The sequence below is a fragment of the Nonomuraea monospora genome (genome assembly GCF_039531895.1).
Classification (GTDB): domain Bacteria; phylum Actinomycetota; class Actinomycetes; order Streptosporangiales; family Streptosporangiaceae; genus Nonomuraea; species Nonomuraea monospora.
Genome location: NZ_BAAAQX010000008.1, coordinates 83,500 through 109,479, shown reverse-complemented (window position 1 = coordinate 109,479; position 25,980 = coordinate 83,500). Strand labels below are relative to the sequence as shown.

Annotated in this window: 19 protein-coding genes; 11 read left to right on the top strand and 8 right to left on the bottom strand. The window is 71.5% G+C overall.

Annotation, left to right across the window (positions count from 1 at the left end; translation table 11 throughout):
• Positions 1–231: 231 nt before the first annotated feature.
• On the top strand, positions 232–8,979 hold the full coding sequence (locus tag ABD331_RS17665; protein ID WP_344475940.1) for a DNRLRE domain-containing protein: 8,748 nt from the start codon (positions 232–234) through the stop codon (positions 8,977–8,979).
• Positions 8,980–9,050: 71 nt separating this feature from the next.
• Complete coding sequence (locus tag ABD331_RS17660) at positions 9,051–9,761, top strand: pentapeptide repeat-containing protein (RefSeq protein ID WP_344475937.1); 711 nt, start codon at positions 9,051–9,053, stop codon at positions 9,759–9,761.
• 2 nt (positions 9,762–9,763) lie between these two features.
• Here the strand turns inward: ABD331_RS17660 and ABD331_RS17655 are convergent, their stop codons facing one another.
• From ABD331_RS17655 to vanY-N, 3 genes are all read right to left on the bottom strand, one after another.
• Positions 9,764–10,099, bottom strand: a complete 336-nt coding sequence (locus ABD331_RS17655) for a hypothetical protein (protein ID WP_344475933.1) — start codon at positions 10,097–10,099, stop codon at positions 9,764–9,766.
• 16 nt (positions 10,100–10,115) lie between these two features.
• Positions 10,116–10,988 carry an AraC family transcriptional regulator gene (locus tag ABD331_RS17650; protein WP_344475930.1) on the bottom strand — a complete coding sequence of 291 codons (873 nt, stop codon included), beginning with the start codon at positions 10,986–10,988 and terminating at the stop codon, positions 10,116–10,118.
• Positions 10,989–11,072: 84 nt separating this feature from the next.
• Entirely contained in the window at positions 11,073–11,627 is a 555-nt protein-coding gene (vanY-N, locus tag ABD331_RS17645) for a D,D-peptidase/D,D-carboxypeptidase VanY-N (RefSeq protein ID WP_344475927.1), read from the bottom strand.
• A gap of 204 nt (positions 11,628–11,831) precedes the next feature.
• On the opposite strand from vanY-N, the gene ABD331_RS17640 reads away from it, so the two are divergent.
• The 8 genes from ABD331_RS17640 (at position 11,832) to ABD331_RS17605 (ending at position 20,362) form a co-directional block, all read left to right on the top strand.
• Positions 11,832–12,506 (top strand): response regulator, encoded by a 675-nt coding sequence (locus ABD331_RS17640; RefSeq protein WP_344475924.1) that lies wholly within the window; start codon positions 11,832–11,834, stop codon positions 12,504–12,506.
• Positions 12,503–13,948 carry an ATP-binding protein gene (locus tag ABD331_RS17635; RefSeq protein ID WP_344475921.1) on the top strand — a complete coding sequence of 482 codons (1,446 nt, stop codon included), beginning with the start codon at positions 12,503–12,505 and terminating at the stop codon, positions 13,946–13,948. Before ABD331_RS17640 ends, ABD331_RS17635 begins: the two co-directional genes overlap by 4 nt.
• A complete protein-coding gene (locus ABD331_RS17630) occupies positions 13,945–14,457 on the top strand; it encodes a GerMN domain-containing protein (protein ID WP_344475918.1) in 513 nt (170 codons plus the stop codon). The genes ABD331_RS17635 and ABD331_RS17630 overlap by 4 nt, the downstream gene beginning before the upstream one ends.
• 73 nt (positions 14,458–14,530) lie before the next feature.
• Positions 14,531–15,604, top strand: coding sequence for a hypothetical protein (locus tag ABD331_RS17625; protein ID WP_344475915.1), 1,074 nt, complete (start codon positions 14,531–14,533; stop codon positions 15,602–15,604).
• A gap of 80 nt (positions 15,605–15,684) precedes the next feature.
• Positions 15,685–17,166, top strand: a complete 1,482-nt coding sequence (locus ABD331_RS17620; RefSeq protein ID WP_344475913.1) for an MFS transporter — start codon at positions 15,685–15,687, stop codon at positions 17,164–17,166.
• On the top strand, positions 17,163–17,585 hold the full coding sequence (locus ABD331_RS17615; RefSeq protein WP_344475910.1) for a MarR family winged helix-turn-helix transcriptional regulator: 423 nt from the start codon (positions 17,163–17,165) through the stop codon (positions 17,583–17,585). The genes ABD331_RS17620 and ABD331_RS17615 overlap by 4 nt, the downstream gene beginning before the upstream one ends.
• A 52-nt stretch (positions 17,586–17,637) precedes the next feature.
• Complete coding sequence (locus tag ABD331_RS17610) at positions 17,638–19,365, top strand: bifunctional metallophosphatase/5'-nucleotidase (protein ID WP_344475908.1); 1,728 nt, start codon at positions 17,638–17,640, stop codon at positions 19,363–19,365.
• A 43-nt stretch (positions 19,366–19,408) separates the two neighbouring features.
• On the top strand, positions 19,409–20,362 hold the full coding sequence (locus ABD331_RS17605) for a squalene cyclase (protein ID WP_344475905.1): 954 nt from the start codon (positions 19,409–19,411) through the stop codon (positions 20,360–20,362).
• Here the strand turns inward: ABD331_RS17605 and bla are convergent.
• The 3 genes from bla to ABD331_RS17590 form a co-directional block, all read right to left on the bottom strand.
• A complete protein-coding gene (bla, locus tag ABD331_RS17600; protein ID WP_344475902.1) occupies positions 20,359–21,279 on the bottom strand; it encodes a class A beta-lactamase in 921 nt (306 codons plus the stop codon). The genes ABD331_RS17605 and bla overlap by 4 nt on opposite strands.
• A 150-nt stretch (positions 21,280–21,429) precedes the next feature.
• Positions 21,430–21,831 (bottom strand): hypothetical protein, encoded by a 402-nt coding sequence (locus tag ABD331_RS17595; RefSeq protein WP_344475900.1) that lies wholly within the window; start codon positions 21,829–21,831, stop codon positions 21,430–21,432.
• Between the two features lie 29 nt (positions 21,832–21,860).
• The gene (locus ABD331_RS17590; RefSeq protein WP_344475898.1) at positions 21,861–22,316 is read right to left on the bottom strand and encodes a MarR family winged helix-turn-helix transcriptional regulator; all 456 of its coding nucleotides are present in this window, start codon (positions 22,314–22,316) and stop codon (positions 21,861–21,863) included.
• Between the two features lie 127 nt (positions 22,317–22,443).
• On the opposite strand from ABD331_RS17590, the gene ABD331_RS17585 reads away from it, so the two are divergent.
• Positions 22,444–23,868 carry an MFS transporter gene (locus ABD331_RS17585; protein ID WP_344475895.1) on the top strand — a complete coding sequence of 475 codons (1,425 nt, stop codon included), beginning with the start codon at positions 22,444–22,446 and terminating at the stop codon, positions 23,866–23,868.
• 52 nt (positions 23,869–23,920) lie between these two features.
• Here the strand turns inward: ABD331_RS17585 and ABD331_RS17580 are convergent, their stop codons facing one another.
• Both ABD331_RS17580 and ABD331_RS17575 read right to left on the bottom strand, forming a co-directional pair.
• Positions 23,921–24,940: a hydroxyacid dehydrogenase gene (locus tag ABD331_RS17580; protein ID WP_344475893.1), complete on the bottom strand. Its 1,020-nt coding sequence runs from the start codon at positions 24,938–24,940 to the stop codon at positions 23,921–23,923.
• Complete coding sequence (locus tag ABD331_RS17575; protein ID WP_344475890.1) at positions 24,937–25,971, bottom strand: LacI family DNA-binding transcriptional regulator; 1,035 nt, start codon at positions 25,969–25,971, stop codon at positions 24,937–24,939. The genes ABD331_RS17580 and ABD331_RS17575 overlap by 4 nt, the downstream gene beginning before the upstream one ends.
• Positions 25,972–25,980: the final 9 nt, after the last annotated feature.

Sequence of the window (25,980 nt, the reverse complement as noted above, 5' to 3'; positions counted from 1 at the left end):
GCGATCAAGGAAAGCGCCCTGACCCCAATTCACCAAGGGTTGACAAGGGTTCGTGACGAGGTTCATGATCCCCGCAAATAGACAAACCGGGGATGACTTTCACCACGCCGGAGCCAGCGGATTCGCGCCCGGCGAAAACTCACATCAACGATCATCGGCTGACGCCACGGCGCCCTTCGGCATGCCCTGGCCCCATTCCACCATGCCCTTTTCAAGGAGGCAGGCACGACCATGCGCAAATCCCGTCGATTACTGGGCGCCTTCCTGGTGCTCACCCTCGCCCTGAGCGGCAACGTGGTCCCCGCCAGGGCGGCCGCAGCGAGCCCGCCGCCGCCGGGCGACGCGCGTAACGGATGGAAGCCGGACAGCGAACGCGACTGGCTGGACGACCTGCAGGAGTGGTTCACCGGGGGCGGCGGCGAGCAGGCGCCGGAGGCCAGGGATCTCGGGGTGAACGCGGTCCCCCGGAACGACGTGGAGCCGGCCGCGCAGCGGATTCCGCCGGTCAAGCGGGTGAAGGAGCTGGCGGGCAAGCGTTCCCAGCACGAGCGGACGTTCGTGCTGGAGGACGGCCGGCAGCAGGTCGAGGTGTCGGCGGCGCCGCTGAACTATCGTGACAAGTCCGGTAAGTGGCAGCCGATCTCGACGGAGATCTCGCCCACGGACCGGAAGGGGTTCGCGTACGGCAACCAGCGCAACGTCTTCAGCAGCTTCTTCGGCGCCGAGCCCGCCTCGCTGCTGCGGGTGGAGCTGGACGACGTGGCGCTCACGCTCGGCGCCGACGGGGTCAAGCCCGGCAAGCCGAAGGTGAAGGACGACACCGCCACCTACGCCTACGAGAGCGGCGGGGCGCGGCTGGCGTACGAGGTGACGCCGGAGGGCGCCAAGGAGCAGATCGTCCTGGACGCCGCGCCCGGGCAGGCCCCCTCCTACACCTTCACCCTGAAGCCCGACGGGCTGCGGGCCTGGCAGCGGCCGGACGGGTCGATCGCGTTCTACCGCGCCGACTTCGACGGCACGCCGGTGATGGAGATCCCCCGGCCGTACATGACGGACGCCCGTGACGACGCCTCCTCGCCGTACGGCAAGGCGTACAGCGACAAGGTCGAGCAGGCCATGGTGTGGGACGCGGCGGCGGGGCTGCTGCGGATCACCGTGACGGCGGACCAGGCGTGGCTGGCCGATCCGGCGCGTCAGTACCCGGTGGTCATCGACCCGACGATCAAGATCTCGCCGACGCCGTCGGTCTCGCAGGACACGATGATCGTCTCCGACTCCCCCGACACGAACTTCGACGGGAGCTGGCGCCTGTCCACGGGCACGTCGTCGGTGAGCGTGTCGCGGGCGCTGCTGAAGTTCCCGCTGACGGGGGTGCCGTCCGGCACGAAGATCGACTCGGCTCAGCTCCAGGTCTACTACGACCAGGACATCCAGACCAGCACCGGGGTGAGCAACAACGTCGCCCTGGAGGCGCACCGCGCGACCGCCGCCTGGGACGAGACGACCGCGACCTGGAACTCGGCCAAGAACCTCACCGGCGAGCTGGGCGGCAACACCGAGGTCGTGGACGACGGCGACGCCGGCAAGACGGCGGCGACCGGTTCGTGGCCGGTCTCCACCAGCTCGCTGGCGGCCAACGCGGTCGGCGGCGACTACCTGTACAACAAGGACGCCATCGCGGGTGACCGCTACACGTGGGTGCCGCGCGTGACCGAGGACGGCGACTACCGGGTCGACGTGCACTACGTGGAGGCGGCCGACCGGGCCACGGCGGCGCCGTACACGGTCACCTACAACGGCGGCAGCAAGACGTACGCGGTGAACCAGAACGCGGCCTCCACCACGAACGGCGTGTGGAAGACGCTGGGCACCCACCCGTTCACCGCCGGCACCAACGGCAAGGTCGTGCTGGGCGACGGCCCCGCGTCCGCCTCCGTCGGCGTGATCGCCGACGCGGTCAGACTGACCAAGGACGCGGTGCAGGTGAAGCCGGCCTCGGCCAACGGCAGCCAGTGGCACTCGTTCCCGGTGCGCAACATCGTCCAGTCGTGGCTCGACGGCGCCAGCGCGAACCACGGCTTCGTGCTGAAGGCGTCCGACGAGACCCTCGACAAGGGCGGGGTGCGTTACGAGGGCAGCCTGTACTCCTACGGCGGCGAGACCGCGACCTACCCGCGCCTGGTGCTGACGTACGGCCGCCAGGGCGTCACCGTCGATCCGCCCGCCACGATCCACGCCGCCGGCGCGGAGCTGTCCTGGCCCGCCTACCGGGACCCGTCCGACGCCGAGTCGGACGACCTCGCGGAGTACCAGGTGCACCGCAGCGTCTACCAGACGTTCACCCCGTCGGCGGCCACGCTGGTCTCGCCGGTGGCGGCGGGCGCCACGCAGTTCACCGACACGACGGCCACGCCCACCCCGGCCGACTCGACCGACCCGTTCGGCCAGGTCTACTACTACATGGTCGCGGTGAAGACCAGGGACGGGCAGCTCGTGCCCGGGCCGACGGAGATCGCCGCGCTGCCGAAGGCGGGCAGGACCGTCAAGGTCTTCCAGGGCGGGACGGCGGACACGACGCTGTCCAGCAAGCAGCCCGACGTCAACCAGGACGTGCTGGCGGGCGCGCCGTGGCTGATGGTCGGCAACAACTCCGGCACGTACGGCACCACCCGGGCCGTGCTCAAGTTCCCCGGCGTCTCCGCCATCCCCTCGACCGCCCGGGTGCTGGACGCGTCGGTGGACCTGTGGGAAGTGACGATGATCGGGTCGGCCGCGGCCACGTACGAGCTGCGCGGCATGAACACCGGCTTCGAGGAGAAGAGCGCCACCTGGAACAAGGCCACCGCCTCCCAGGCGTGGACGACGGCGGGCGGCGACTACGCGAGCACGGTCGCCGGCAGCTACGGCGGGCTCACCAACGACCCGTACCGGCGCAGTTTCGGCGCCACGTCGCTCGCGCAGAGCTGGGTCTCCACGCCCTCCGCCAACAACGGCGTGATGCTGAAGCTCGCGAACGAGACGTCCCCGGCCGAGCGGACCCTGTTCCTGTCGGACGAGGCGGCGGAGCCGCAGCTAACGCCCCAGCTCCGGGTGACGTACCTGGAGAAGACCACCGAGAACACCTACTACGCGCCCGACACGGCGCTGCGGATGGCCGAGGGCGGCCAGACCAGCACGCCGGTGACGCTCACCAACACGACCGCGGCGACGTGGAAGGCGTCGGACTACGTGCTGTCGTACCGCTGGGCGCAGCCGGACGGCACCGACGTGACCACGGCCGCGAACCAGGTGAAGACGGCGCTGCCCAAGGACCTGGCCCCGGGCGAGGCGATCACCGTCCAGGCACAGGTCAAGGCGCCGGCGACGGCCGACGACAGCAGCAAGCGCAGCAGCTTCCTGCTCCAGTCGGACCTGTACAACAGGACGACCAACGCGTGGCTGTCGGCCAGCGACGCGATCCCGGCGCTGACCCAGGCGGTGGCGGTGGACAAGCCCACCTCCGACCAGCTCGGGGTGGAGTCGTTCTACGAGTACGCGGGCGTCGAGACCGGCGCGGGCGGCCTCCTGCAGAACAACCTGTACGCGGGCAACGCCGTCTGGTCCTACAGCCCGTGGGCGCACCCCTCACGCGGCGACTTCGCGACCATCGTCAACCTGTCCTACAACTCCAAGGACACCTCCAACAGCTCGATGGGCTTCGGCTGGTCGCTGCACGCCTCCATGCCGGTCCGGCTGGGCACGCCGCTGGACTTCCATCCGAACAAGACCCCGACCACGGTGACCATGACCGACGGGGACGGCACGGGACACACCTTCACCTGGGACGACGCCGCGCAGCAGTGGATCAGCCCGAAGGGCGTGCACCTGTACCTGCAGCGGCTGGTGACGTGCGACAACAAGACCGAGGAGTCGCGCGCCTGGGTGATGACCGCGCCGGACCGCACGCAGTACTTCTTCGACTGCGACGGCTACATGTCCTCGACGCAGGACGGCAACGGCCTGGTCAACGCCGCGTCGTTCACCTACGCCGCGCGCCGGTCGAACAACATGCCGACCAAGTTCCTGCAGTACGTCACCGATCCGGCCGGCCGTCAGACGCTGACCGTCGAGTACTACAAGAAGGGCGAGAACTACACCTGGATCAACGACGCGGGCGAGGAGGTCTACTGGGCCAACCTGGTCAACCCCAACATCATCGACCGGGTCAAGTCCCTCACCGACATCGAGGGCCGCAAGATCACCTTCATGTACACCAGCTGGGGCCTGATGGCCAAGATGGTGGACGGTGACGGGACCGCGGGCGCCAAGTCGTTCCGCTTCGACTACGACATGACGCAGGGCGTCAAGAACGCCAAGCTGGTCAGGGTCGTGGACCCGCGCGGCCACGGCACCGGCGTGGCCTACTACTACCCGCGCGAGGGCGACGACCCGAAGTTCCACTGGTCGGCGCAGACCCTGACCGACCGGCTCGGCGGCACGACGTCGTTCGTGTACGTGGACCCCGACGGGCCGCAGGGCTCGACCCTCGACACGACGGTCACCGACGCGGAGAGCCACGCCACCGCCTACCACCTGGACGAGTTCGGGCGGCCCGTCCAGATCACGAACGCCAAGAGCCAGGTCACCAAGCTGGGCTGGGACGCCGACCACAACGTGATCCGCGAGGAGGAGAACAACGGCGCCGTCACCACCTCGGCCTACGACCAGCTCACCGGGGACCGGCTGTGGATCCGGGACGCGGAGGCGAACCTCAACGGCACGCCGGCGACCACGTACACCTACCAGAAGGGCTTGAACGGGCACATCGCCGACCTGACCGCCGAGACCAGCCCCGAGGGGCGGCGGGTCACCTTCACCTACGACCCGTGGGGCAACCTCGCCTCGGTCACCGACCCGGTCGGCAACACCACGGAGACCGCGGGCGACTACACCACCAGGTACGGCTACGACATCCTCGGGCAGGTCATCCACGCGACCGACGCGAACGGCAACCCCACCACGTTCGCCGACCACGACCCGACAGGGCAGCCGCGGATCATCACGGACGCGTACGGCGACTCCACCCGGATCGGCTACGACCGGCGGGGCCTGACCCTGTCGGTGACGAACCCGCTGGGGACGGCGAGCACGCGCACGTACGACCTGTTCGGCCGCCCGCTGACCAGCACGGTGCCCAAGGACCGCGCCGGCGGCGAGAACATCGTCACGCCGGCGCCCGTCTACGACGCCAACGACAACGTCACCAAGGTCACCGCGCCCAACGGCGCCGTCACGACGTCCGAGTTCGACGCCGGCGACCGGCTCACCTTCACCCTCGAACCCAAGGACGACCAGGACGCCGCGCCGGAGCGGAAGACCTCGTTCACCTACGACAAGGTCGGCAACCGGCTGACGGTCACCGAGCCGAACGGCAACCTGACCGCCACGGCCGGCGACTTCACCACCACCAAGACCTTCGACGAGATCTACCAGCTCACCGGCATCACCGACGCCAAGGGCTACACCACCAGGTACCTCTACGACGGCGTCGGCAACCTCACCTGGGTCGTCGACCCGCGCAAGAACGCCACCCCCGACCCGCTGGACTACACGGTCAAGTTCGACTACGACCGCAACCGCCGGGTGACGCTGGAGACCGACGCGGGCGGCTACACCACCCGCGCGGGCTACGACCGCGACGGGTTGCGGACCACCACGACCGACCAGAACGGCAGCGTCTCCACCACGGTGTACGACGCCCGCGGCAAGGTCGTCGAGACCCGGGTGCCGCACGAGACGGTGGACGGGAACGTCAAGGAGACGACCACCCGGTTCGTCTACGACCAGGTCGGCAACCAGACCAGGACGATCAACCCGCGGGGCGTCGCCACCACCGACGACCCGGACGACTTCCTCACCGAGATCCGCTACGACAAGCTGAACCGGGCGATCGAGCAGGTCTACCCGTACGACAAGGACGACAACCAGGGCGCGCCGGACTACCCGTACCGCACGCCGCAGAGCGTGACGTACAAGTACGACTCGGCGTCGCGCCTGACCGAGGTGGCCCTGCCGCCGCCCGACCCCGACCACACCCCGAACGAGGACCACCGGGGCCGGATCGTCAGCAAGACCGAGTACTGGGACAACGGCTGGATCAAGAAGTCGATCGACCCGTTCGGCATCTCGGTCAGCTACGACTACAACGAGCTGGGCCAGCAGAGCGAGCGCAAGGTCAACGCGGCTGACGGCGCCCTGCAGCGGGCCCTGGAGTGGGGCTACCACCCCGACGGCAAGCTCAAGCACCACGCCGACCAGGGCGGCTCGACCATGCCGCCGTACCCGAGCGTCAAGTCCTTCGACTACCTGTACGACCCGAACGGCAACCTCGAGCAGGTCACCGACAGCTCGTCGAACGCCACGATCGACCAGTGGGACCTCGAGTACGACGACCTCAACCAGATGGCGAAGGTCACCGAAAGCCTGGACGGCGCGCTCAAGAACACCACGACCTACGGCTACAACGAGATCGGCGGCCTGGTCCGCCGCGCCCACGACAAGACGATCGCCGACTACACCTACGACGCGCGCGACCTGCTGGAGACCGTGCGCAACGTCAGCAGCGCCACCGACCCCAGCCCCAGGCTGACCCGGTACGCCTACACCCCGCGCGGCGAGCGCAAGAGCGAGACCAAGTCCAACGGCAACGTCGCGACCTACGAGTACTACCTCGACGGGCTGCTGCGGCACTCGGTGGAGAAGAAGGCCGACGGGGCCGTCCAGTCGGAGCACACCCTGACGTACCAGGCCGACCTGCGGGTCGCCAAGGACCACACCAAGGTCCAGTGCGTCGAGTTCAGGTGCCTGTTCCCCGACGTGGAGAAGCAGTACACCTACGACCCGCGCAACCGGGTCACCAAGGTGGAGTACCTGGGCCAGGCGCGCAGCGAGGAGTACCAGTACGACGCCAACTCCAACGTCGTCATCCAGAGCGTCGCCGGCGAGTCGACGAACTTCCAGTACGACTGGAACCGGCTCGTCAGGAGCGGCGACCTGGCGGGCTACTCCGAGTACAACTACGACCCCTCGGGTCGCCTGTTCTCGGTGACCTCCGGCGAGGAGCAGACCCAGACCGGCCTGTACTACTACAACGCCTTCGACCAGATCACCCGCACCGAGCAGGTCGGGGTGGACGGGGTCGAGCGGGCCACCGACTACACCTACGACCCGCTGGGCCGCACGTCCTCCATGACCGGCGACGACGGTAAGAAGACCACCTACTCCTACCTCGGCATGTCGGGTGAGGTGCTGGACGAGGAGGTCGGCGGCTCGATCACGCGCTCCTTCGAGTACTCGGCGTGGGACGAGCGGCTGTCCATGGCGAAGCTCAGTGGCGGGGCCGCCGAGCGCAGCGTCTACGGCTACGACCCGCAGGGCAACGTGGAGATCCTCACCACGGACGCCGGCGACACGCGGGGCACCTACGGCTACAGCGTGTTCGGCTCGCTGGTGCCGGGGTCGGTCAGCGGGGTGGACACCCCCGACTCGGCCAACCCGTACAAGGAGCCGTACAACCCGTACTGGTTCGGGGCCAGGCGCTTCGACCAGCTCTCCTCCACCTACCAGATGGGGTCGCGCAACTACCTGCCGGGCAGTCACCAGTACCTCACCCCGAACTCCCGTCAGGACGCCGGGGCCGACCTGGGCCTCGGGCTCAACCCGGCGACGAGCAACCGCTACGGTTTCGCGGCGGGCCTGTCCATCGCGAACCTGCACTACTCCGAGCCGATGGACTGGAAGCGGGCGCTCGCGTCCTTCGGCGCCGGGCTGCTGGTCGGGCTGGGCGTCGGCGCGCTGGGCGCGCTGTGCCCCGAGACCGGCGGTCTGACGTGCGGGCTGGCGGTGGCGCTGGCCTCCGGAGCGGCGGCCTCCGCGACCAGCTACACCGTGGACGTCGCCATGGACCCGGCGAGGACCTTCGACGCCGGCGACTTCGCCCTGGAGACCGTCACCGGCGCCGCGCTCGGCGGTGTCGCCTTCGGCCTCGGCAGGCTCTTCCGCGGAGTGGGCAGCGTCGGCTGCGGGCCGGGCAACAGCTTCGTGCCGGGAACGATGGTCCAGCTGGCCGACGGCACCACCAAGCCGATCGAGAAGGTCGAGGTGGGCGACGAGGTGCTGGCCGCCGACCCCGAGACCGGCAAGACCGCGGCCAAGCCCGTCACCGACGTGATCACGGGCGAGGGCGAGAAGGAACTGGTCGACATCAAGGTCGACACCGACGGCGACAAGAGGGACAAGACCGGCGAGGTCACCTCGACGGACAGCCATCCGTTCTGGGTCCGCGACCTGAAGAAGTGGGTCCAGGCCGAGGACCTCGAGCCGGGGATGTGGCTGCGCACCTCCTCAGGGACGTACGTCCAGATCAAGGCGGTCAAGAAGCGGACGGCGCAGCAGCGGGTCCACAACCTGACCGTCGCCGATCTGCACACCTACCACGTCCTGGCGGGCTCGGCCGCCGTACTGACCCACAACGCCGCCCGCCCGACACCGGCGACCTGCGGCGTCAAGATCAGTAAGGAACTCGCCAAGAACCTGCCCCCGGGAATCCGGGCGCGCTACCTGGCCTCCGCCGAAGCGGTCGAGGCCGCCGCACTCCGGCTCGCCCAGAACCCGCAGGACATGCTGCGGTATCTCACCAGGAAGGAGTTCAAGGATTATCAGCGGCTGATCCGGATGAAGGACTTCGGTCAGGCGCGGCGTTACTTCGGGACGGCATTCCACCGGGCGCTGGAGCGTGAACTCAACGCCACCGAACCCGGCCGGTGGGTGTACAAATCGAGCTGGGGCGTCGACCTCTACGACCGGCGGTTCATGAACTGGGTGGAATTCACCACGGTCAAGGACCACGCCCGGCACCTCGCCCGGACCACCACCAACGTGTACAGTAAGGTGCCGTACGTGCTGTACAGCATAGGCCCCTTGCCCTCCTTGAGAAGATAGCCATTGGCACCGGATACGCTCCCGGAAACGTCCGGGAGCGTATCCTTTGGCCCCGCCGCAGAGGAGCAGCCGTGAAAAGCGAATTGAATCTGAACGCCGCCCGGCAGAACGGCGCCGACTATTCCGGAAAGCGTTTCTCGGCCATTTCCATCGCGAACGGCAGCCAGCTCACCGACTGCGATTTCCGCGGCATTCACGCCACGAAGGGCTGCCTCGGCGCAGGCAAACGGCCGAGCGTCTTCACCGGCTGCGTCTTCGACGGCAGCACACTCAAGGGCGACGGCCTCGACCCCGGCCGCGCCACCTTCGTCTCCTGCTCGTTCCTGGACGTGCGGCTGTCGCACCTCACCTTCATGGACGCCGAGTTCGTGGACTGCGTCTTCTCCGGCACCCTGGAGTCGGTGACCTTCTCCGCCGACCCGTGGGCGCGCGACGCCGAGCTGGGCCGCACGGTCAACAGGTACGAGGGCAACGACTTCAGCGCGGCGCGCCTGCGGGACGTCGACTTCCGCGGCGGGATCGACCTCGGCCGGCAACGGCTCCCCGAAGGGGACGACTACCTCGTCGTGCGTGACGCGGCAGCCGTCCTGAAGGCGGCGGTGCGGGAGATCGAGACGTGGGCGGACGCCGGTGAGCGGGAGGAGGCGCTGTCCACGATCGACACCCTGGAGTTCGACCTTCAGGGAGGTCAGCGGGATCTGTTCATGGACGCGGCGTTCGTGACCGACGGCCTGTCGCCGGAGGCCGCCGGAAGGCTGCTGGCGGTCCTCCGGCGGTCGTAGCGCTACCCGGCCTCGCCGGGGGTCAGCGCGTCGACGAACGCCTCGGCCTCGGCGGGGCCGAGGCGCTTGCGGTCGCGGACCAGGAAGACGGCCGCCTTCCGCTGCCCCCCGGCCAGGAACTCGGCGACCGGCCCCGTCAGGTCCTCCGGCCATCGGCCTGGGAAGTCCGGCAGCAGCTCGCCCCGGCTCAGGGTGCGGGCCGCGTCCAGCGCCTCCTGGCCGGTGACCTGCGCCTCCTCTCGCAGGACCTGGACCGCCTCGTCGAACCGGCCCGCCTCGATGAGGTCGTGGGCCTTGGCCTGGATCTCCACTGGAGTGAACAGCGGCATCTCGAACATGCCTGGATTGTAGGGATCAGCCGGACCCCGTCACCCGCTCCACGGGAATCCACAGCTCCGCGTCCGCCTGGCTCCCGTCCTCCGACAACCGCGTCACCGACATCTCAGGCCCGGGCCTGCTGCGGTACGGGTTGGCCGGGAACCACTGCGTGTAGACGTCCCGCCACAGGTGCTGCAACGCCTGCGGGAACGGCCCCGAACTTTCGAACACCGCCCACGCCCCCGCGGGGACGGCCAGAGTGTCCAGGTCACCGGGCGCCTGCCCGCCCGTCACCGCACCCACCCAGTAGTCGAGCTCCACCCCCTCCTCGCGGGTGCCCGGCAGGTTGTCGCTCACGTTGACGATGCCGCGCGGCTCCTGGTCCGACAGCCGCTCGATGCGGTCGAGCGCCTCCTGACCGACGCCGCGGACGAACGCCACGATGGCGGGGTTCATCCCCTCGTGCACCAACTGCACGCGCGCCTTGCGCCCCGCCAGGGTGAACGCCTGCTTTTCCACGATCCGATATCGCATGGTGCTGTTCCCTTCGACAATGAGGCGGAAGGACATGCGTGGCTGGGAGCGCAGCGCCGCGCCGGTGCGCCTGGCCTCGCCAGGGCCCACCCCGTGCACGGCGCGGAACGCCCGCGCGAACGCCTCGCCGGAGGCGTAGCCGTGCCGGATCGCGATGTCCAGCAGCGGCTCGGAGCCGCCGACGACCTCGGCGCCCGCGACGGTGAGCCGCCGGCGGCGGACGTACTCCGAGAGCGGCATGCCGGCCAGCGCGGAGAACAGCCGCCGGAAGTGGTACTCCGACGTGACCGCGATCCGCGCCAGCTCGGCGCCCTCGATCTGACGGCCGAGGTTGCGCTCGATGTACTCCAAGGCCGCGTTGAGCCCGTCCAGCACGCTGTCGCCCTTCCGTTTCTTTCTTGCCTCATCACCGTAGAGACGGACCATGCTGCCGTACCCGACAATCCATGCCCGATCCGGTCAGGCCGGAGCGCGCCACGCCGGGTTGGGCCATCGCGGCGGCGGCGTGCCGCCGCTGCCCGGCCGGTGCTCGAAGTGCCACCACTCGTTGTCGTAGATGCGGTACAGGTCGTAGCGGGCGCCGTGCTCCTCCAGCCAGCGCGCGCCCTCGTGCGGGCGCACGTCCAGCGCGACGCCTCTGACGTGCGGGGACTCCGCCGGCGGCAGGACGAGCATGCGGGCCAGGGCCGGGGAGCCGCAGCGGCGCACCTGCTCGTCGAACATCCGCTGCTGGACGACGGGGTCGCGGTAGCCCGAGGTGAGGCCGATGAGCTGGCCGTGCCGCCACAGCGCCTCGGTGCGGGCCGCGGTGAACGCCGCCAGGGCGCCGTCGGTGAGCCCGGTGAGGTCCTCGGCGGGGAAGCGGAGCCGTAAGGCCCACTGGCAGGCCAGCTCGCGGGCGCGGCCGGGACGGCGGACGAACGCCGCGGGCAGCAGCAGCACGGCGAGCACCAGCGTGACCGCGGCGAACAGGTGGTCCCGGGGCCGAGGCGGCAGGGTGCGTGGTTCGTTCATGCCGAATACGATTGGCGGCGAATGTGCGTGCGTCGTCCGCCGCGTGTCACCGTTCATCGACGGCTGCCGCTGTCCTGCCGCTGTCGGCGTGACCGTGACACAACCATGACATGGCGATGACGAGGCGAGGACACAGCCGGTCGACAGTGGATGGGGTCCGACCGGCGGGGGCGAGTTACGGAGCGTCGTGTGAAGCTTGGCAGCGTGTCACGAGTGTTGTTGATCGAGGACGATCCGGCCGTCCGGGAGGGGCTGGAGCTGGCCCTGCCCCGGCACGGGCACTCGGTGCGCGCGGTGGAGTCCGGCGAGCAGGGGCTGGAACGGCTGCGCGCCGACCTGCCCGACGTCGTCGTGCTCGACCTGATGCTGCCCGGCATCGACGGGTTCGAGGTCTGCCGCCGCATCCGCGCCGCCGGAGAGGTGCCGATCATCATGTTGACCGCGCGCGGCGACGACATGGACGTGGTGGCCGGGCTGGAGGCGGGCGCCGACGACTACGTCGTCAAGCCGGTGCAGCCCAGGGTGCTGGACGCGCGCATCCGCGCGGTGCTCAGGCGGATCGGCAGGGACCAGGCGGAGCTGGAGCGGCACGGCGACCTGACCGTCGACCGGGCCGGGCTGGTGGTGTCCCTGCGCGGCGAGCCCGTCAACCTCGCCCCGACCGAGCTGCGCCTGCTGCTGGAGCTGTCCGGCACGCCGGGCCGCGTGCACAGCCGCCAGCAGTTGCTGGAGTCGGTGTGGGAGCACGGCTACTTCGGCGACTCGCGGCTGGTGGACGCGTGCGTGCAGCGGCTGCGCGCCAAGATCGAGGACGACTCGGCCGCGCCCGTCTACGTGCAGACGGTACGCGGGTTCGGGTACCGGTTCGGGCCGGTGTGAGCCGCCCGCTGACACCCCGTCCCGGCCTGGGGCTGCGCGCCCGGCTGATGGCCGCGTTCGCCCTGCTGTGCGTCGTCACCGCCGCCGCGGTGGCCGGCGGGATCTACGTGCAGGCCCGCACCGCCATCCTGGAGCGGACGCAGGACGCCGCGGCGTACGCGATGACCGACCGCCTGGAGACGCTCTACCCGCTGCGGGACCTCGAGCCGGGCCCGGCCGAGCTCGGCCGGATCGCCGACGTCGTCAAGGACGGCAACATCGCCACGGTCGCCCTCTACGGGCAGGCGCGCTCCCCCTCCGGCCTCGACGTCGAGCTGATCCCCCGCGGGCTGCGGGACCTGGTGGCCGGCGGCGACATCGGGTGGCAGCGCGTCCTGTGGCAGGACCGCCCCTTCCTCGTCATCGGCGCGCCGATGCTGATCGACGAGCCGGGCCGCGCGACGCGCACGTCCGGCATCGAGGTGTACGTCGTCCGCAGCCTGCAGCCCGAGCAGGAGAGCATCGACGAGCTGGCCACGGCCGCCTGGCTCGCCGGCGGGGCCGCCCTGGCGTTCGCGGTCGCCCTGGCCTGGCTGGCCACCCGGGGCGTGCTGCGCCCGGTGCGCGAGCTGGGCCGGGCGGCCCGCCTGCTGGGCCAGGGCGAGCTGCGCACCAGGATCGAGGTGCGCGGCTCCGACGAGCTGGCCGACGTGGCGCACACGTTCAACGACACCGCCGCGGAGCTGGAACGGCACGTCGAGCAGTTGCGCGGGATGGAGGCCGACGCCCGCCGGTTCGTGGCGGACGTCTCCCACGAGCTGCGCACCCCGCTGGCCGCGCTCACCGCCGTCGCCGACGTCCTGGACGAGGAGGCGGTCCGGCTGCCGGAGCCCGCGGGGCGCGCCGCCAAGCTCGTCAGCCAGGAGACGCTCAACCTGACGGGGCTGGTGAACGACCTCATCGAGATCAGCAGGTTCGACTCAGGCGTCGCCGTCCTCGCGCTGAACGAGATCGACGTGGGCGAGCTGGTGCGCGCGACGCTGCGCGTCCGGGGCTGGTCCGACAAGGTGGACACCGACCTGCCGGCCGGCGTCACGGCGCGGCTGGACCCGCGCCGCGTGGACGTCGTCCTGGCGAACCTCGTCGGCAACGCCCTGCGGCACGGCGAGCCCCCCGTGTCGGTACGGCTGCGCGCCGAGCCCGGCTGGATCACCCTGGAGGTCCGCGACCACGGGCCAGGGCTGGACGAGGCGGTGCTGCCGCACGTGTTCGACCGGTTCTACAAAGCCAGCGCGGCCCGGGCCAGGTCGGAGGGCAGCGGGCTGGGCCTCGCCATCGCCCGGGAGAACGCGCTGCTGCACGGGGGCGACCTCACCGTCGCCAACGCCGCCCCAGACGGGGGCGCGGTGTTCACGCTGCGCCTGCCGCGCCTGGCGCCCGAACCGGACGGAGAACCCGCATGAGGATCGCTCTCACGCTGGTGGCGCTGGTGGCCCTGGCGGGCTGCGGCGTGCGGCCCACCGGCGTCATCCCCGGCGGCGACCCGCCCAGCGGACTCGTCGCCCCGAGCGCGAGGGTCACCATCTTCCTGGTCAAGGACGACCGGCTCAGCGCGGTGACGCGGGCCGATCGCCGGGCGACCCAGGCGAACGCGCTCACCCTGCTGGCAGAGGGGCCCACCGCCAGGGAACGGTCGCAGGGGTTCACCACCGAGGTGCCCGCCGACGCCGCGCCCTTCTCGGTCAGCGACGCTTCCGGCGGCCACCTGATGGTGAACCCGGCCACGCCGGGCGGTGAGCTGTCTCCCCTGGCGGTCGAGCAGATCGTGTGCACGCTGGCCGCCGCGGTGCCGGAGGAGCGGGCCCGGATCACCGTGGTGGGTCATGGGGAGGAGGTCGATCCTCAGGAGTGCCCGGAGCGCACGGGAACGATCGGCCCCCCGCAGGAGCCTGCCTGGGGCCAGGGAGGCTGATCCCGGCTGCGGCAGGAGCCTCGCCGGCCCGACCGGCCTGCCGCGCGGGCCGGTCACCGCGTACATTCGTGCCATGCTGCTGCGCGTCGGCCGCGTCATCACCGGAGTGCTCGCGTTACTGCTGGCGGCCCCCGCCGCCTTCCCCCTGCACAGTCTCGGCCCGCGCCTGGCCGCCGACGGCTGTCCCGCCTCGGCCGCCGGCGCGTGGGAGGGCGGCGACCGGCCCGGAGACCTGGTGCCCGCCGATGGGGCCGTCTCGGTGACGATGTGCGAGATCCCCCTCCCCTACCGGGCCCCGCCGCCGCAGGGCCCGGTGCGGGTCAGGAAGCTCACCACCCAGGTCGACGCCATGGTCGCCGAGCTGAACGCGCTGCCCACGCGCGACGTGCTGGAGGCCGGGCTGCGCCGGAGCGAGGCCGCGAAGGGACGCGTCCTGGGGGACGATCTCCACCTCGGCGAGATCTGCACCGCCGTCGGCTTCGGCACGAGCCTGTCCTACGTCGTGCACTACGCGGGCCGCCGCCCACCCGCCGTCGTGCTGGTGGACCGCAACTGCGGCACCGCCCGGTACGCGGGCCGGACGCGGTTCGGCAATCCGGTCAACGCCTTCCTCGGCTTCTACCTGACGCAACTGCAGGCGCGGCCGAAGCCCGTGGTGCCTCCCGGCTGCGCGGCCGGGCTGCCCGCCGCGAAGGTCGATCTGCACCGACCGCAGGGGTGGCCGCGTGACGACGTCGCGGTCAACCGGGGCCCCGCGTTCGGCGAGCTCCTGCCCAGCCCGCTGTCGGCGGCGATCGCCTGCCGCTATCGCGCCGACGACGGTGTGCTGCGGCTGCGCGCGCAGGTCGCCGTGCCCGCCGGCCTCGCCTCCGTACGGTCGCTGATCAACGCCTCGACGGTGGTACGCCCCGGGACCGACAGCCCGGCCACCCCACCGGGCCCGGGCAGGACCGGCTGCGGGATGGACGGGATCAGGCTGCCGGCGGACCTCGACGTGGTGTGGGTGGGCGACATCACCGGCGCCGTGGTCGAGGTGCGCGTCTGGCGCGCCCCCTGCCGGGCCGTCCACGCGGGGCGCACCGCGGGCAGGGTGCCCACGGCGGAGCTGCTGTCCCGGCTGGACGCCTGGCTGGGGCCGGGGCCGTGATCAGTTCCGGACGGGCGTCACTCATCCGGCGACCCTGGCGAGGCGGCACAAATCATTAGTTGTGCGAATATAATCGTTATATGCCTATAACCAGCTCGGCGACCGCTCCGGCCGCGACCGCCCCGGCCCTGAGCCCCCGCCGGCGGATGCTCGTCCTGGCCATCTGCTGCATGAGCCTGTTCATCGTCGGCCTGGACAACACGATCGTGAACATCGCGCTGCCCGCCATCCGCCGCGACCTCCACGCCTCCGTCTCCGGCCTGCAGTGGATCATCGACGCCTACACGGTCGTCCTGGCGAGCCTGCTCATGCTGGCCGGCTCGACCGGCGACCGGGTGGGCCGCCGCCGCACGTTCCAGACGGGCCTGACGCTGTTCACGCTCGGCTCGCTCATGTGCTCACTCGCGCCCAGCCTGAGCTGGCTGATCGCGGCGCGGGCGCTGCAGGCGATCGGCGGCTCGATGCTCAACCCGGTCGCCATGTCGATCATCACGAACACCTTCACCGAGCCCCGCGAGCGCGCACGGGCCATCGGGGTGTGGGGCGGCGTGGTCGGCGTCAGCATGGCGCTCGGCCCGCTGATCGGCGGCACGCTCGTCGGCTCCGTCGGCTGGCAGTCGATCTTCTGGATCAACATCCCGGTGGGGGTGGCCGCGTTCGTGCTGTGCGCGCTGTTCGTCCCCGAGTCGCGCTCACCGCGCCCGCGCCGCGCGGATCCGGTCGGGCAGCTGCTGGTCATCGTGCTGCTGGCCACCCTGACGTACGCCTTCATCGAGGCGCCGGCGGCCGGCTGGGGCTCGCCGCGCACGCTGGGCTGCTTCGCCGTGGCGGCGCTGGCGCTGGCCTTCCTGGCACCGTACGAGCTGCGCCGCGCCGAACCCCTGATCGACCTGCGCTTCTTCCGCAGCGTGCCGTTCGCGGGCGCCACCGTCATCGCCGTGTGCGCGTTCGCCGCGCTGGGCGGCTTCCTGTTCCTCAACACCCTCTACCTCCAGGACGTGCTGGGCCTGTCCGCCCTGCACGCCGGCCTCTACACGCTGCCCATGGCGGCGCTGACCGTGGTGTGCGCTCCCCTGTCCGGCCGGATCGTCGGCAACGCCGGCCCCCGCGTGCCGCTGCTCCTGGCCGGGGTCACCATGACGGGCAGCGGCCTGATCATGACGGGGCTGTCGGCGGACACGCCGATCTGGCAGCTCATGGCCGCGTACGTGCTGTTCGGGCTGGGCTTCGGCATGGTGAACGCGCCGATCACCAACACCGCCGTCTCCGGCATGCCGCGCGCCCAGGCGGGGGTGGCCGCGGCCGTCGCCTCCACCAGCCGGCAGATCGGCCAGTCGCTGGGCGTGGCGGTCCTCGGCGCGCTGGTCACCTCGGCCGTCGTGGGGCCGTTCGCCACCGGGTTCCCGGCGGCCAGCCACGTCGCCTGGTGGGTGATCGCGGGATGCGGCCTGGCGATCGTGCTGCTCGGTATCCTGACCACGACCGGCTGGGCCCGCCACAGCGCCGCCCGTACCGCCGAACGGCTCGCGCAGGCTTCCGACAGAACGGCGGACACCTCATGATCGACCCCCCGGACCAGGAGGCGGTGGCCCGCGTCTGGGCCGCCATGTACGACCTCGTCCTGCGCCAGGAGGACCGCCGCAAGGAGGTCGCCGAGACGCTCGGCATCAGCTTCTTCCGGGTCAAGGCGCTGCGCCGGCTGCTGGCGGGGCCGATGACGATGCGGGACCTGACCGCCGAGCTGTCCACCGACAAGCCGTACACCACCCTGATGGTGGACGACCTGGAGCAGCGCGGCTACGTCACCCGGAGCGTCTCCCCCGACGACCGCCGCAGCAAGATCGTCACCCTCACCCCTGCGGGGACGGCCGTCGCCGAGGAGGCCGAGCGCATCCTGGCCCGCCCGCCGCGCTCGCTGCTCGCGCTCGACCCCGGCGACCTAGCCGACCTCGACCGCATCATGGCCAGGCTGCTGACCTGAGCTCATTACTCTGTGTATACAAAGAGTTACTCTCTGCGTTACCTTGTCGCGCATGAAGATTCCGACAGGGCGGCGCAGGGTCGTGGCCGCCGTCGCCGCCGTCACGGCGGTGCTGCTCCCCTCCGCGGTGGCGCGGGCGGCCGAGCCTCCCGTGCCGATCCAGCTCTTGGCGATCAACGACTTCCACGGCAACCTGGAGCCGCCCGCCGGCGGCACCGGCATGGTGACCACCCGGGGCGCGGGCGGCAAGCCGGTGGAGGTGCCGGCGGGCGGGGCGGCGTACCTGGCCACCCACCTCAAGCGGGCGCGGAAGCAGCACAGCCTCACCGTCTCGGCGGGCGACAACATCGGGGCCAGCCCGCTGCTGTCGGCGGCCTACCACGACGAGCCGACCATCGAGTCGCTCGGCCTGATGGGGCTGCGGGTCTCGACCGTGGGCAACCACGAGTTCGACGAGGGCCTGATGGAGCTGAAGCGCATGCAGGAGGGCGGCTGCCACCCGCAGGACGGCTGCGCCCAGGCCGGACGCCCGTTCCGCGGCGCGTCCTTCCCCTACCTGGCCGCCAACGTCATCGAGACGGCCACCGGCAAGCCGATCTTCCCGCCGTACGTGGTGCGGACCGCCGCCCCCGGCGTCAAGATCGGCTTCCTCGGCATGACGCTGAAGGAGACGCCCGCCGACCTGGAGCCGGCGTCCGCCGCGGGCCTGCGCTTCCTGGACGAGGTCAGCACCGCGCGCAAGTACGTCCCCGAGCTGCGCCGCGAGGGCGTCGAGGCGATCGTGCTGCTGCTGCACCAGGGCGGCAAGGCGGCCAGCCAGATCTACGACTACGACTGCGACGCCGGCGGCCCAGGCTCGGGCCTGTCGGGGCCTATCGTCGGGCTGGCCGAGCGGCTCGACCCGGAGATCGACCTCATCGTCGCCGGGCACACCAACCAGTCGCACGTGTGCACCATCCCCGACCCCGGCGGCGCGCGCCGCCTGGTGACCAGCACCTCCTCGTTCACCAAGATGTTCACCGACATCACGCTGCCCTACGACCGCCAGACGGGCGACTTCGTCCGGTCCGGGATCCGCGCCCGCAACGTGATCGTCACCCGCGACGTGCCCGAGGACCCCGGCCAGGCCGCGCTCATCGCCCGCTGGGGAAAGCTGATCGCGCCGGTCGCGAACAAGGTGGTCGGCTACATCGCCGGGGAGCTGCGCGGACGCGGCTCGGAGGCGCTGGAGAAGCCGCTCGGCAAGGTCATCGCCGACGCCCAGCTCGCCGCCGGCAAGTCGCAGGGGGCGCGGGTCGCGTTCGTCACGCCCGGCGCGATCAGATCGGACCTGGTGTACGAGAACGGCGGCGCGGTCACCTACGCCCGCGTCTTCGCCGTGCAGCCCTTCTCCACGCCCATGACCACCCTCGACCTGACCGGCGCGCAGATCGTCACGCTGCTGCGCCAGCAGTTCATCAACCAGTCGCGGGACATGGTGCTCCAGGTGTCGGAGGGCTTCACCTACACCGTGGACACCACCAAGTCGGGCGGTGACCAGGTCGTCGCCTCCAGCATCAGGCTCGACGGCGAGCCCCTGGAGCCCGGCAGGACGTACCGGGTGACCGCCAACGACTACGTGGCCTCCGGCGGCGACAACTTCACCGTCATGCGGGAGGGCGAGAACCGGGTGAGCAACGGCACCGACACCGAGGCCCTGGCCGACTACCTGCAAGTGCGCGGCCCGGCGGACGACCCGGTGACCGAGCCCGCCGACCGCATCACCTTCCGCGCCCCCTGAGCGGCCTGGCCGTGGGCGCGCCTCCCGTGCCAGACTGCGCGTCATGATGGCCGACGCCCTGATCCCGTGGTTGCTCGACTCCGACCCGGCCCTGCGCTGGCAGGTCGAACGGGACCTGCTGCACGAGCCGCCCGAGGTGTGGGAGGCGACGCGCGCCAGGATCGCGACCGAGGGCTTCGGCGCCCGCCTGCTGGCCCTCCAGGACCCGGACGGCCAGTGGGCGGGCGGCGCGTACTTCCCCGCCGGCCACGAATTCTCCCCCACCGCCGACGGCCAGCCCTGGACGGCGACGACGTGGACGCTCAACACGCTGCGCGAGTGGGGCCTCGACGCCGCCGCCCTGAGCGGCACGGCCGAACTGCTCGCGAAGAACAGCCGCTGGGAGTACGACGACCTGCCGTACTGGGGCGGCGAGGTCGACTGCTGCATCAACGCCTGGACGGTGGAGAACGGCCTGTGGCTGGGCGCGGACATCACCGGCATCGTGGAGTGGTTCGTGGCGCACCGGCTGCCGGACGGCGGTTGGAACTGCGAGTGGGTGGAGGGCTCGACGCGCTCGTCGTTCCACTCCACGCTGAACTCGCTCAAGGGCCTGCTCGCCTACGACCTGGCCACCGGCGGCACGGAGGCGACCCGGGCCGCCCGGCGGTCAGGCGAGGAGTACCTGCTGCGGCGCGGGCTCTTCCGCCGCCTGTCCACGGGCGAGCCGGTGGCGCCGTGGGTGGACCGCTTCGTCTACCCGTTCCGCTGGCTGTGCAGCGTGCTCCACGCCGCCGACTACTTCCGCCGGGCGGCGCTGGGCGACGGCGTGCCGCCGGACCCGCGCATGGCCGCGGCGATCGACCGGATCCGGGCCGCCCGGCAGCCGGACGGCACCTGGCTGCAGGGCCGCCCGCCGGCCGGGGAGGTGTGGTTCGAGGTGGACGTGCCGGAGGGTGAGCCGTCGAAGTGGCTGACCCTGTACGGCACGCGGGTGCTCGACTGGTGGGGCTCCTAGAGCTTGCCCAGGCCCTTGGCCAGGACGGTCGCGGTCCTGGCGATGGTCCGGTTGTCGGTGGGCAGGCCGGGCGTGCGGTTGGTGTAGACGGCCATGATGACGGGGGCGCCGCCCTTGCGCGGCCAGATGACGGCGATGTCGTTGCCGCCGCCGAAGCCGTCGGAGTTGGTGCCGGTCTTGTGGGCGATCGTCCAGGTCTTGGGCAGCCCGGCGGGGATGCGTTCCGCGCCGACCTTGCTCGCGAGCAGCCAGGCGACGAGCTGGTCACGGTCCTCGGCGTGCAGGGCCGTTCCCGTGGCGAGGGCGCGCAGGTCGGCGGCCATGGCGGCCGGGGTGGTGGTGTCGCGCTGGTCCTTGGGCGTCCAGTCGTTCAGCCCGGGGTGCCAGCGGTCCATGCGGGAGACCGGGTCCTTGAGCGTGCGGAAGAACGCGGTCATCCCCTTGGGCCCGCCGATGAGCTTCATCAGCAGGTTGGACGCGGTCCCGTCGCTCTGGGTCACGGCCGCCACGCACAGCTCGGAGACGGTGAGGCCGTCCTTGACGTGCTTCTCCGTGACGGGCGAGTTGGGCTTCATGTCGGCGGCCGTCCACGTGACGCGCCTGCTCATCAGGCCCGGCTGCCGGGTGCGGGCCTGGTGCAGGACGGCGGCGCACAGGGGCGCCTTGAACGTGGACAACATGGGGAACCGCTCGCCGGCCCGGTAGGTCAGGGTCTTGCCGGTGGCGGTGTCGATGGCGTACGCGCCGATGCGTCCCTTGAAGGCCACCTCCAGCGCCCGCAGCTCCTTCTTGACCGCCGCCTCGGCGGCGACGGCCACCGGCACCGCCACTGCCGAGGCCGAGGCGGTGCCGGTGGTCAGGCTGCCGCCGCCCACGAGGGAGATCGCCAGGGCGGTCGCGGCGCACAGGTGTCGCATCTGCTCAGTCCTTCGCTGGTTCGTCCGGAGCTCAGGAGCCAAGCAGATGCGATCATGGTCTGTCTAATAGCGGTATCGGCCTCGCGCCGATATCCGTTCGCATATGAGCGCTGGTCACAGGGCAGACAGGATCTGCGCGACAGCGGCGCGTCAGGCGGCGCGGCTGGGCGCGGTGATCAGGCCGATCAGGCGGGCGGGGTCCTCGACCGTCACCGTCAGGCCGGGATGGCGGAGCACGCCGAGGGGTTCGCTGCCGGACACCGACCGCCGGAACGTGATGCAGACCCCCTGCGTGGTGCTGCTGCCGAACGTCAGCCCGCCGTCGGCCATCGACACGCGCACCCCGATCGCCTTGAACGGCGAGAACGGCCCGGACGGCTCCGCGCCGGTCACGTTGTGCCGCGGTGACAACACCACCCACGGCCCGAACCGCACCCGCAGCACCTCCTCGCTCAGCGTCAGCCGGCAGGTCGAGGGGCGGATGCCGAGGACGGCGAGCAGCGGACGGTACCGTTCCTCGAAGGCGAAGCCGAATTCCTCTTCGTGACTCACCTGCTCACGGCTACCCGGAGCCCCAGGTCCTACACGCCTGCCCCGCCGCCCTCCTGGGCCTCGCGGTCCGGGCGGGGCCAGGGACGGCCGCCGAGGCGTTCGATGTCGGTGTTGAAGCGCTTGAGGTAGGCGGCGAACGCGGCGACGTCGTCGGCGCTCCACCCGGCCAGCACCTTGTCCAGGCCGTTGATGTTCCTGGCCCGCTCGGCGTCGAGGTAACGCTCGCCCTCCTCAGTGAGGCGGAACTTGCGGGCGATGCCGCCCTGCGGGTCGGGGATGCGCTCGGCCAGGCCCTGGCGCAGCAGCGCGGAGGTGTGCCGGTTGAGGGTGGACACGTCGAGGCGGAAGGCCTCGCTGAGCTGGCCGATGGACATCATGCCCTCCATGCGGATGCGGCTGAGCAGGATGTACGCGCTGCGGTCGAGGTGGCGGTGCTGGCCGAGCAGCATCGTCTCGTACTCGATCAGGTGCGTGGGCTTGTCCATGCCGGTCCTTCTGTCCATCCGATGCGGATCAGCCTATCGGCCGCCGATTCCCGCACCATGTGCATGTAACACACTATGTGTAGAGTGCACACCGCTTCCGACGTCGAGAGTTTCGAGGGGGATCCGCGTGGAAGACACTCGCGCGCAGGGCATCGTCACCGTGATGGCCGTGGCCGGCATCGTCGCCTCACTGTCGCAGACCCTGGTGGTGCCGCTGATCGGTGTGCTGCCGGCCCTGCTGCGCACCACGGCGTCGAACGCCTCCTGGGTGATCACGGTCACGCTGCTGGCAGGGGCGGTCACGACGCCGGTGATGGGCCGCTTAGGCGACCTGTACGGCAAGCGCCGGATGATGCTCGTCTGCTCGGTGCCGCTGGTCGTGGGCTGCGTCGTCTGCGCGTTCGCCGGGTCCCTGGCTCCGATGGTCATCGGGCGGGGGCTGCAGGGCATGGGGATGGGCATGATCCCGCTGGGCATCAGCGCGCTGCGCGACGTGCTGCCGCCGCACCGGCTGGGGCCCTCGATCGCGCTGATGAGCTCGTCCATGGGGATCGGCGGCGCGCTCGGCCTGCCGCTGTCGGCCGCGGTCGCCGAGTACGCGAGCTGGCGGGTGCTGTTCTGGGGCTCGGCCGCGCTGAGCCTGCTGGTGTCCCTGCTGATCTGGCTGCTGGTGCCGGCCACGCCCGCCAAGGCGAAGGGGCGCATCGACCTCGTCGGCGCGCTCGGCCTCGGCGCGGCGCTGGTCTGCCTGCTGCTCGGCGTCTCCAAGGGCGCCGACTGGGGCTGGTCGAGCGGCACCACGCTCGGCCTGCTGGGCGCCGCGGTGGTGCTGCTGCCCGCGTGGGGCTGGTGGGAGCTGCGGGTCCGCGACCCGCTGGTGGACCTGCGGGTCACCGCCCGCCCTCAGGTGCTGCTGACGAACGTGGCCTCGATCGTGGTCGGCTTCTCCATGTACGCCCAGTCGCTGATCGTCATCCAGATCCTCCAGCTCCCGGCCGCCACCGGCTACGGCCTGGGCCAGTCGATGCTGGCCGCCGGCCTGTGGATGGCGCCCTCCGGCCTGATGATGATGATCATCTCGCCGATCGGCGCCCGCCTGTCGGCCGCCCGCGGCCCCAAGACCACGCTCATCGTCGGCAGCCTCGTCATGGCGCTCGGGTACGGCCTGTCGCTGGTGCTGCTCGGCTCCACCTGGGGCATGCTGGTGATCACCTGCGTCATCGCGATCGGCGTCGGCTTCGCGTACGGGTCGATGCCCGCCCTCATCATGGGCGCCGTGCCGCTGTCGGAGACGGGCGCGGCCAACAGCTTCAACACGCTGATGCGCTCCATCGGCACCACCGTGTCCGCCGCCGTGATCGGCGTCGTCCTGTCCCAGCTCACCATCGACTTCGGCGGGCATCCGCTGCCGTCCGAGGCCGGGTTCCGCACGGGCCTGCTCATCGGCTGCGGCGCGGCGCTGGTGGCGGCGGCGGTCACCATGACGCTGCCCGGCCGCCGCGACCGCGACGGGCAGGCCGGGGCGCCCCTGCCGGAGGCGGTCAAGTCCTGACCGTGAGGACGAAGCGCTGCTCGACCGGCCCCAGGAGGTGCCACTCCCGAGGTCAGGCGATGCGGTTGAGGTCGGCCACGCGGACGGCGCCGCGCAGCGGCCGTCCCCTGGCCAGCCGCTCCACCTCCCCCACGGCGAACTCCCCCAGCCTGCGCAGCTCCCTGCCCCTGGCCCCGCTGATGTGCGGGGTCACCAGCACGTTGGGCAGGCCGAGCAGCGGATGCCCGGCGGGCAGCGGCTCGGGATCGGTGACGTCGAGCACGGCCGAGATCCGCCCGCCGGAGCACTCCCGTACCAGGGCGGCGGTGTCGATGAGCGTGCCGCGCGCGGTGTTGACCACCACGGCACCGTCGCGCAGCAGCGCCAGCCGCCTGCCGTCCAGCAGCCCGCGCGTCTGCGGCAGCTCGGGCGCGTGCACGGTGACCAGCTCGGCCGCGCGGCACAGCTCGTCCAGCGGCACGATCGAGACGCCCAGCCGCGCCGCCTCCTCAGCCGTCACGTAGGGGTCGCTGAGCAGCACCCGCGCCCCGTGCGAGCGCAGCCCGCCGATGACGAGGCGGCCCACCCGGGACGCGCCGATCACCCCGACGGCCGCGCCGCCCAGCCCGCCGCTCTCCCCCGGGGTGGCCACGCCGGGCAGCGCGTCGCCGGACCAGGCGCCCGCCGTGTACGCCCGCGCCCTGGCGAACGCCTGCTTGGCCGCCAGCACCAGCATGGCGAGCGTGAACTCGGCCACCGGCACGGCGTTGGCCTGCGCCGCCGACGACACGGCGATGCCCCGGTCGAACACCGCCGCCGTCAGGTGCCCCTTGACGCTGCCCGCCGCGTGGACGACGGCCCGCAGCCGGGGCGCGGCGGCCAGGACGTCGGCGTCGATGCGCGGGCAGCCCCACCCGGTGATCAGGATCTCGGCGTCGAGCGGGCCGTCGAAGGCGTCGATGACACGTTCGTGCACGCGGCCGACCAGCGACAGGCGGCGGCGCAGGTCCAGCGGGAACAGCTCGGGCAGCAGCGGCGGCCGCATGGCGAACGCCATCAGCGGGGCCTTGACCCGCGTCGCGGGCGCGGTCATCGGGGGCCGAGGGGCCTGACCGAGTCGCGGACCACGATATGGGTGCCGAGCGTCAGCGGGCTGGTGGTCAGCCGGCCGAGCGCGAGGCGGACCGCGGCCCGTCCCAGCTCGTCGTGCGGCAGGTGCACGGTGGTCAGGCGCAGGTCCTGGGCGGGCGGCACGTCGTCGTAGCCGACGATGGACAGGTCGGCGGGCACCCGCAGCCCGTGCTCGTGCAGCGCCTGGATCGCTCCCGCGGCGACGAGGTCGTTGCCGGCGAAGACGGCGGTGAAGCCGGGCGGCCCCGCGGCCAGGCGGCGCTTCATGGCGGCGTAGCCGGCGTCGCGGTCGAACTCCGCCTCGATCTCCAGGGACGGGTCGGCGGGCACGCCGTACTCGGCCAGCGCCGCGCGGTACCCGGCCACGCGGGTGTCGGAGGTGGTGTGGCCCGGCCGTACGCCCAGGTAGAGGATCCTGCGGTGACCGGCCGAGAGCAGGTGGGCGGTCACGGCGCGCGCGCCGCCGGTGTTGTCGAAGCCGACCACGAGGGCGGGCACCCCCTCCCCCAGCGGCGGCCGGCCGCACAGGACGAGGCGGGAGCCGGCGGCGGCCAGCGCATGGGCGTACTCCGTCATGCGCTTGCGGTACTCCTCGTCCACGATCACGCTGCCGACCAGGATGACCGCCTCGGCGCGCTGCTCGCGCAGCAACTGCACGATGGACAGCTCGCGGCCGTTGTCGCCGCCGGTGGTGCAGATCAGCGACAGCCTGCCCTCCTGCGCGGCCTGGTCCTCCACCCCCTGGGCGATCAGCGCGTAGTACGGCACCGCGATGGTGTTGACGACGATCGCGATGGCGCCGGGGCGGGCCGCCGACAGGGCCCGGGCGTGCGCGTTCGGGACGTAGTCGAGCTCGCGCACGGCACGCATGACCTTGTTGCGGGTGGCCGCCAGCACCGGGTACTCGCCGCCCAGCACGCGGGAGACGGTGGCGACCGAGACTCCGGCCTTCCTGGCCACGTCCCTGATGGTGACGCGTCGGGGTGTGGTCATGCGATCTCC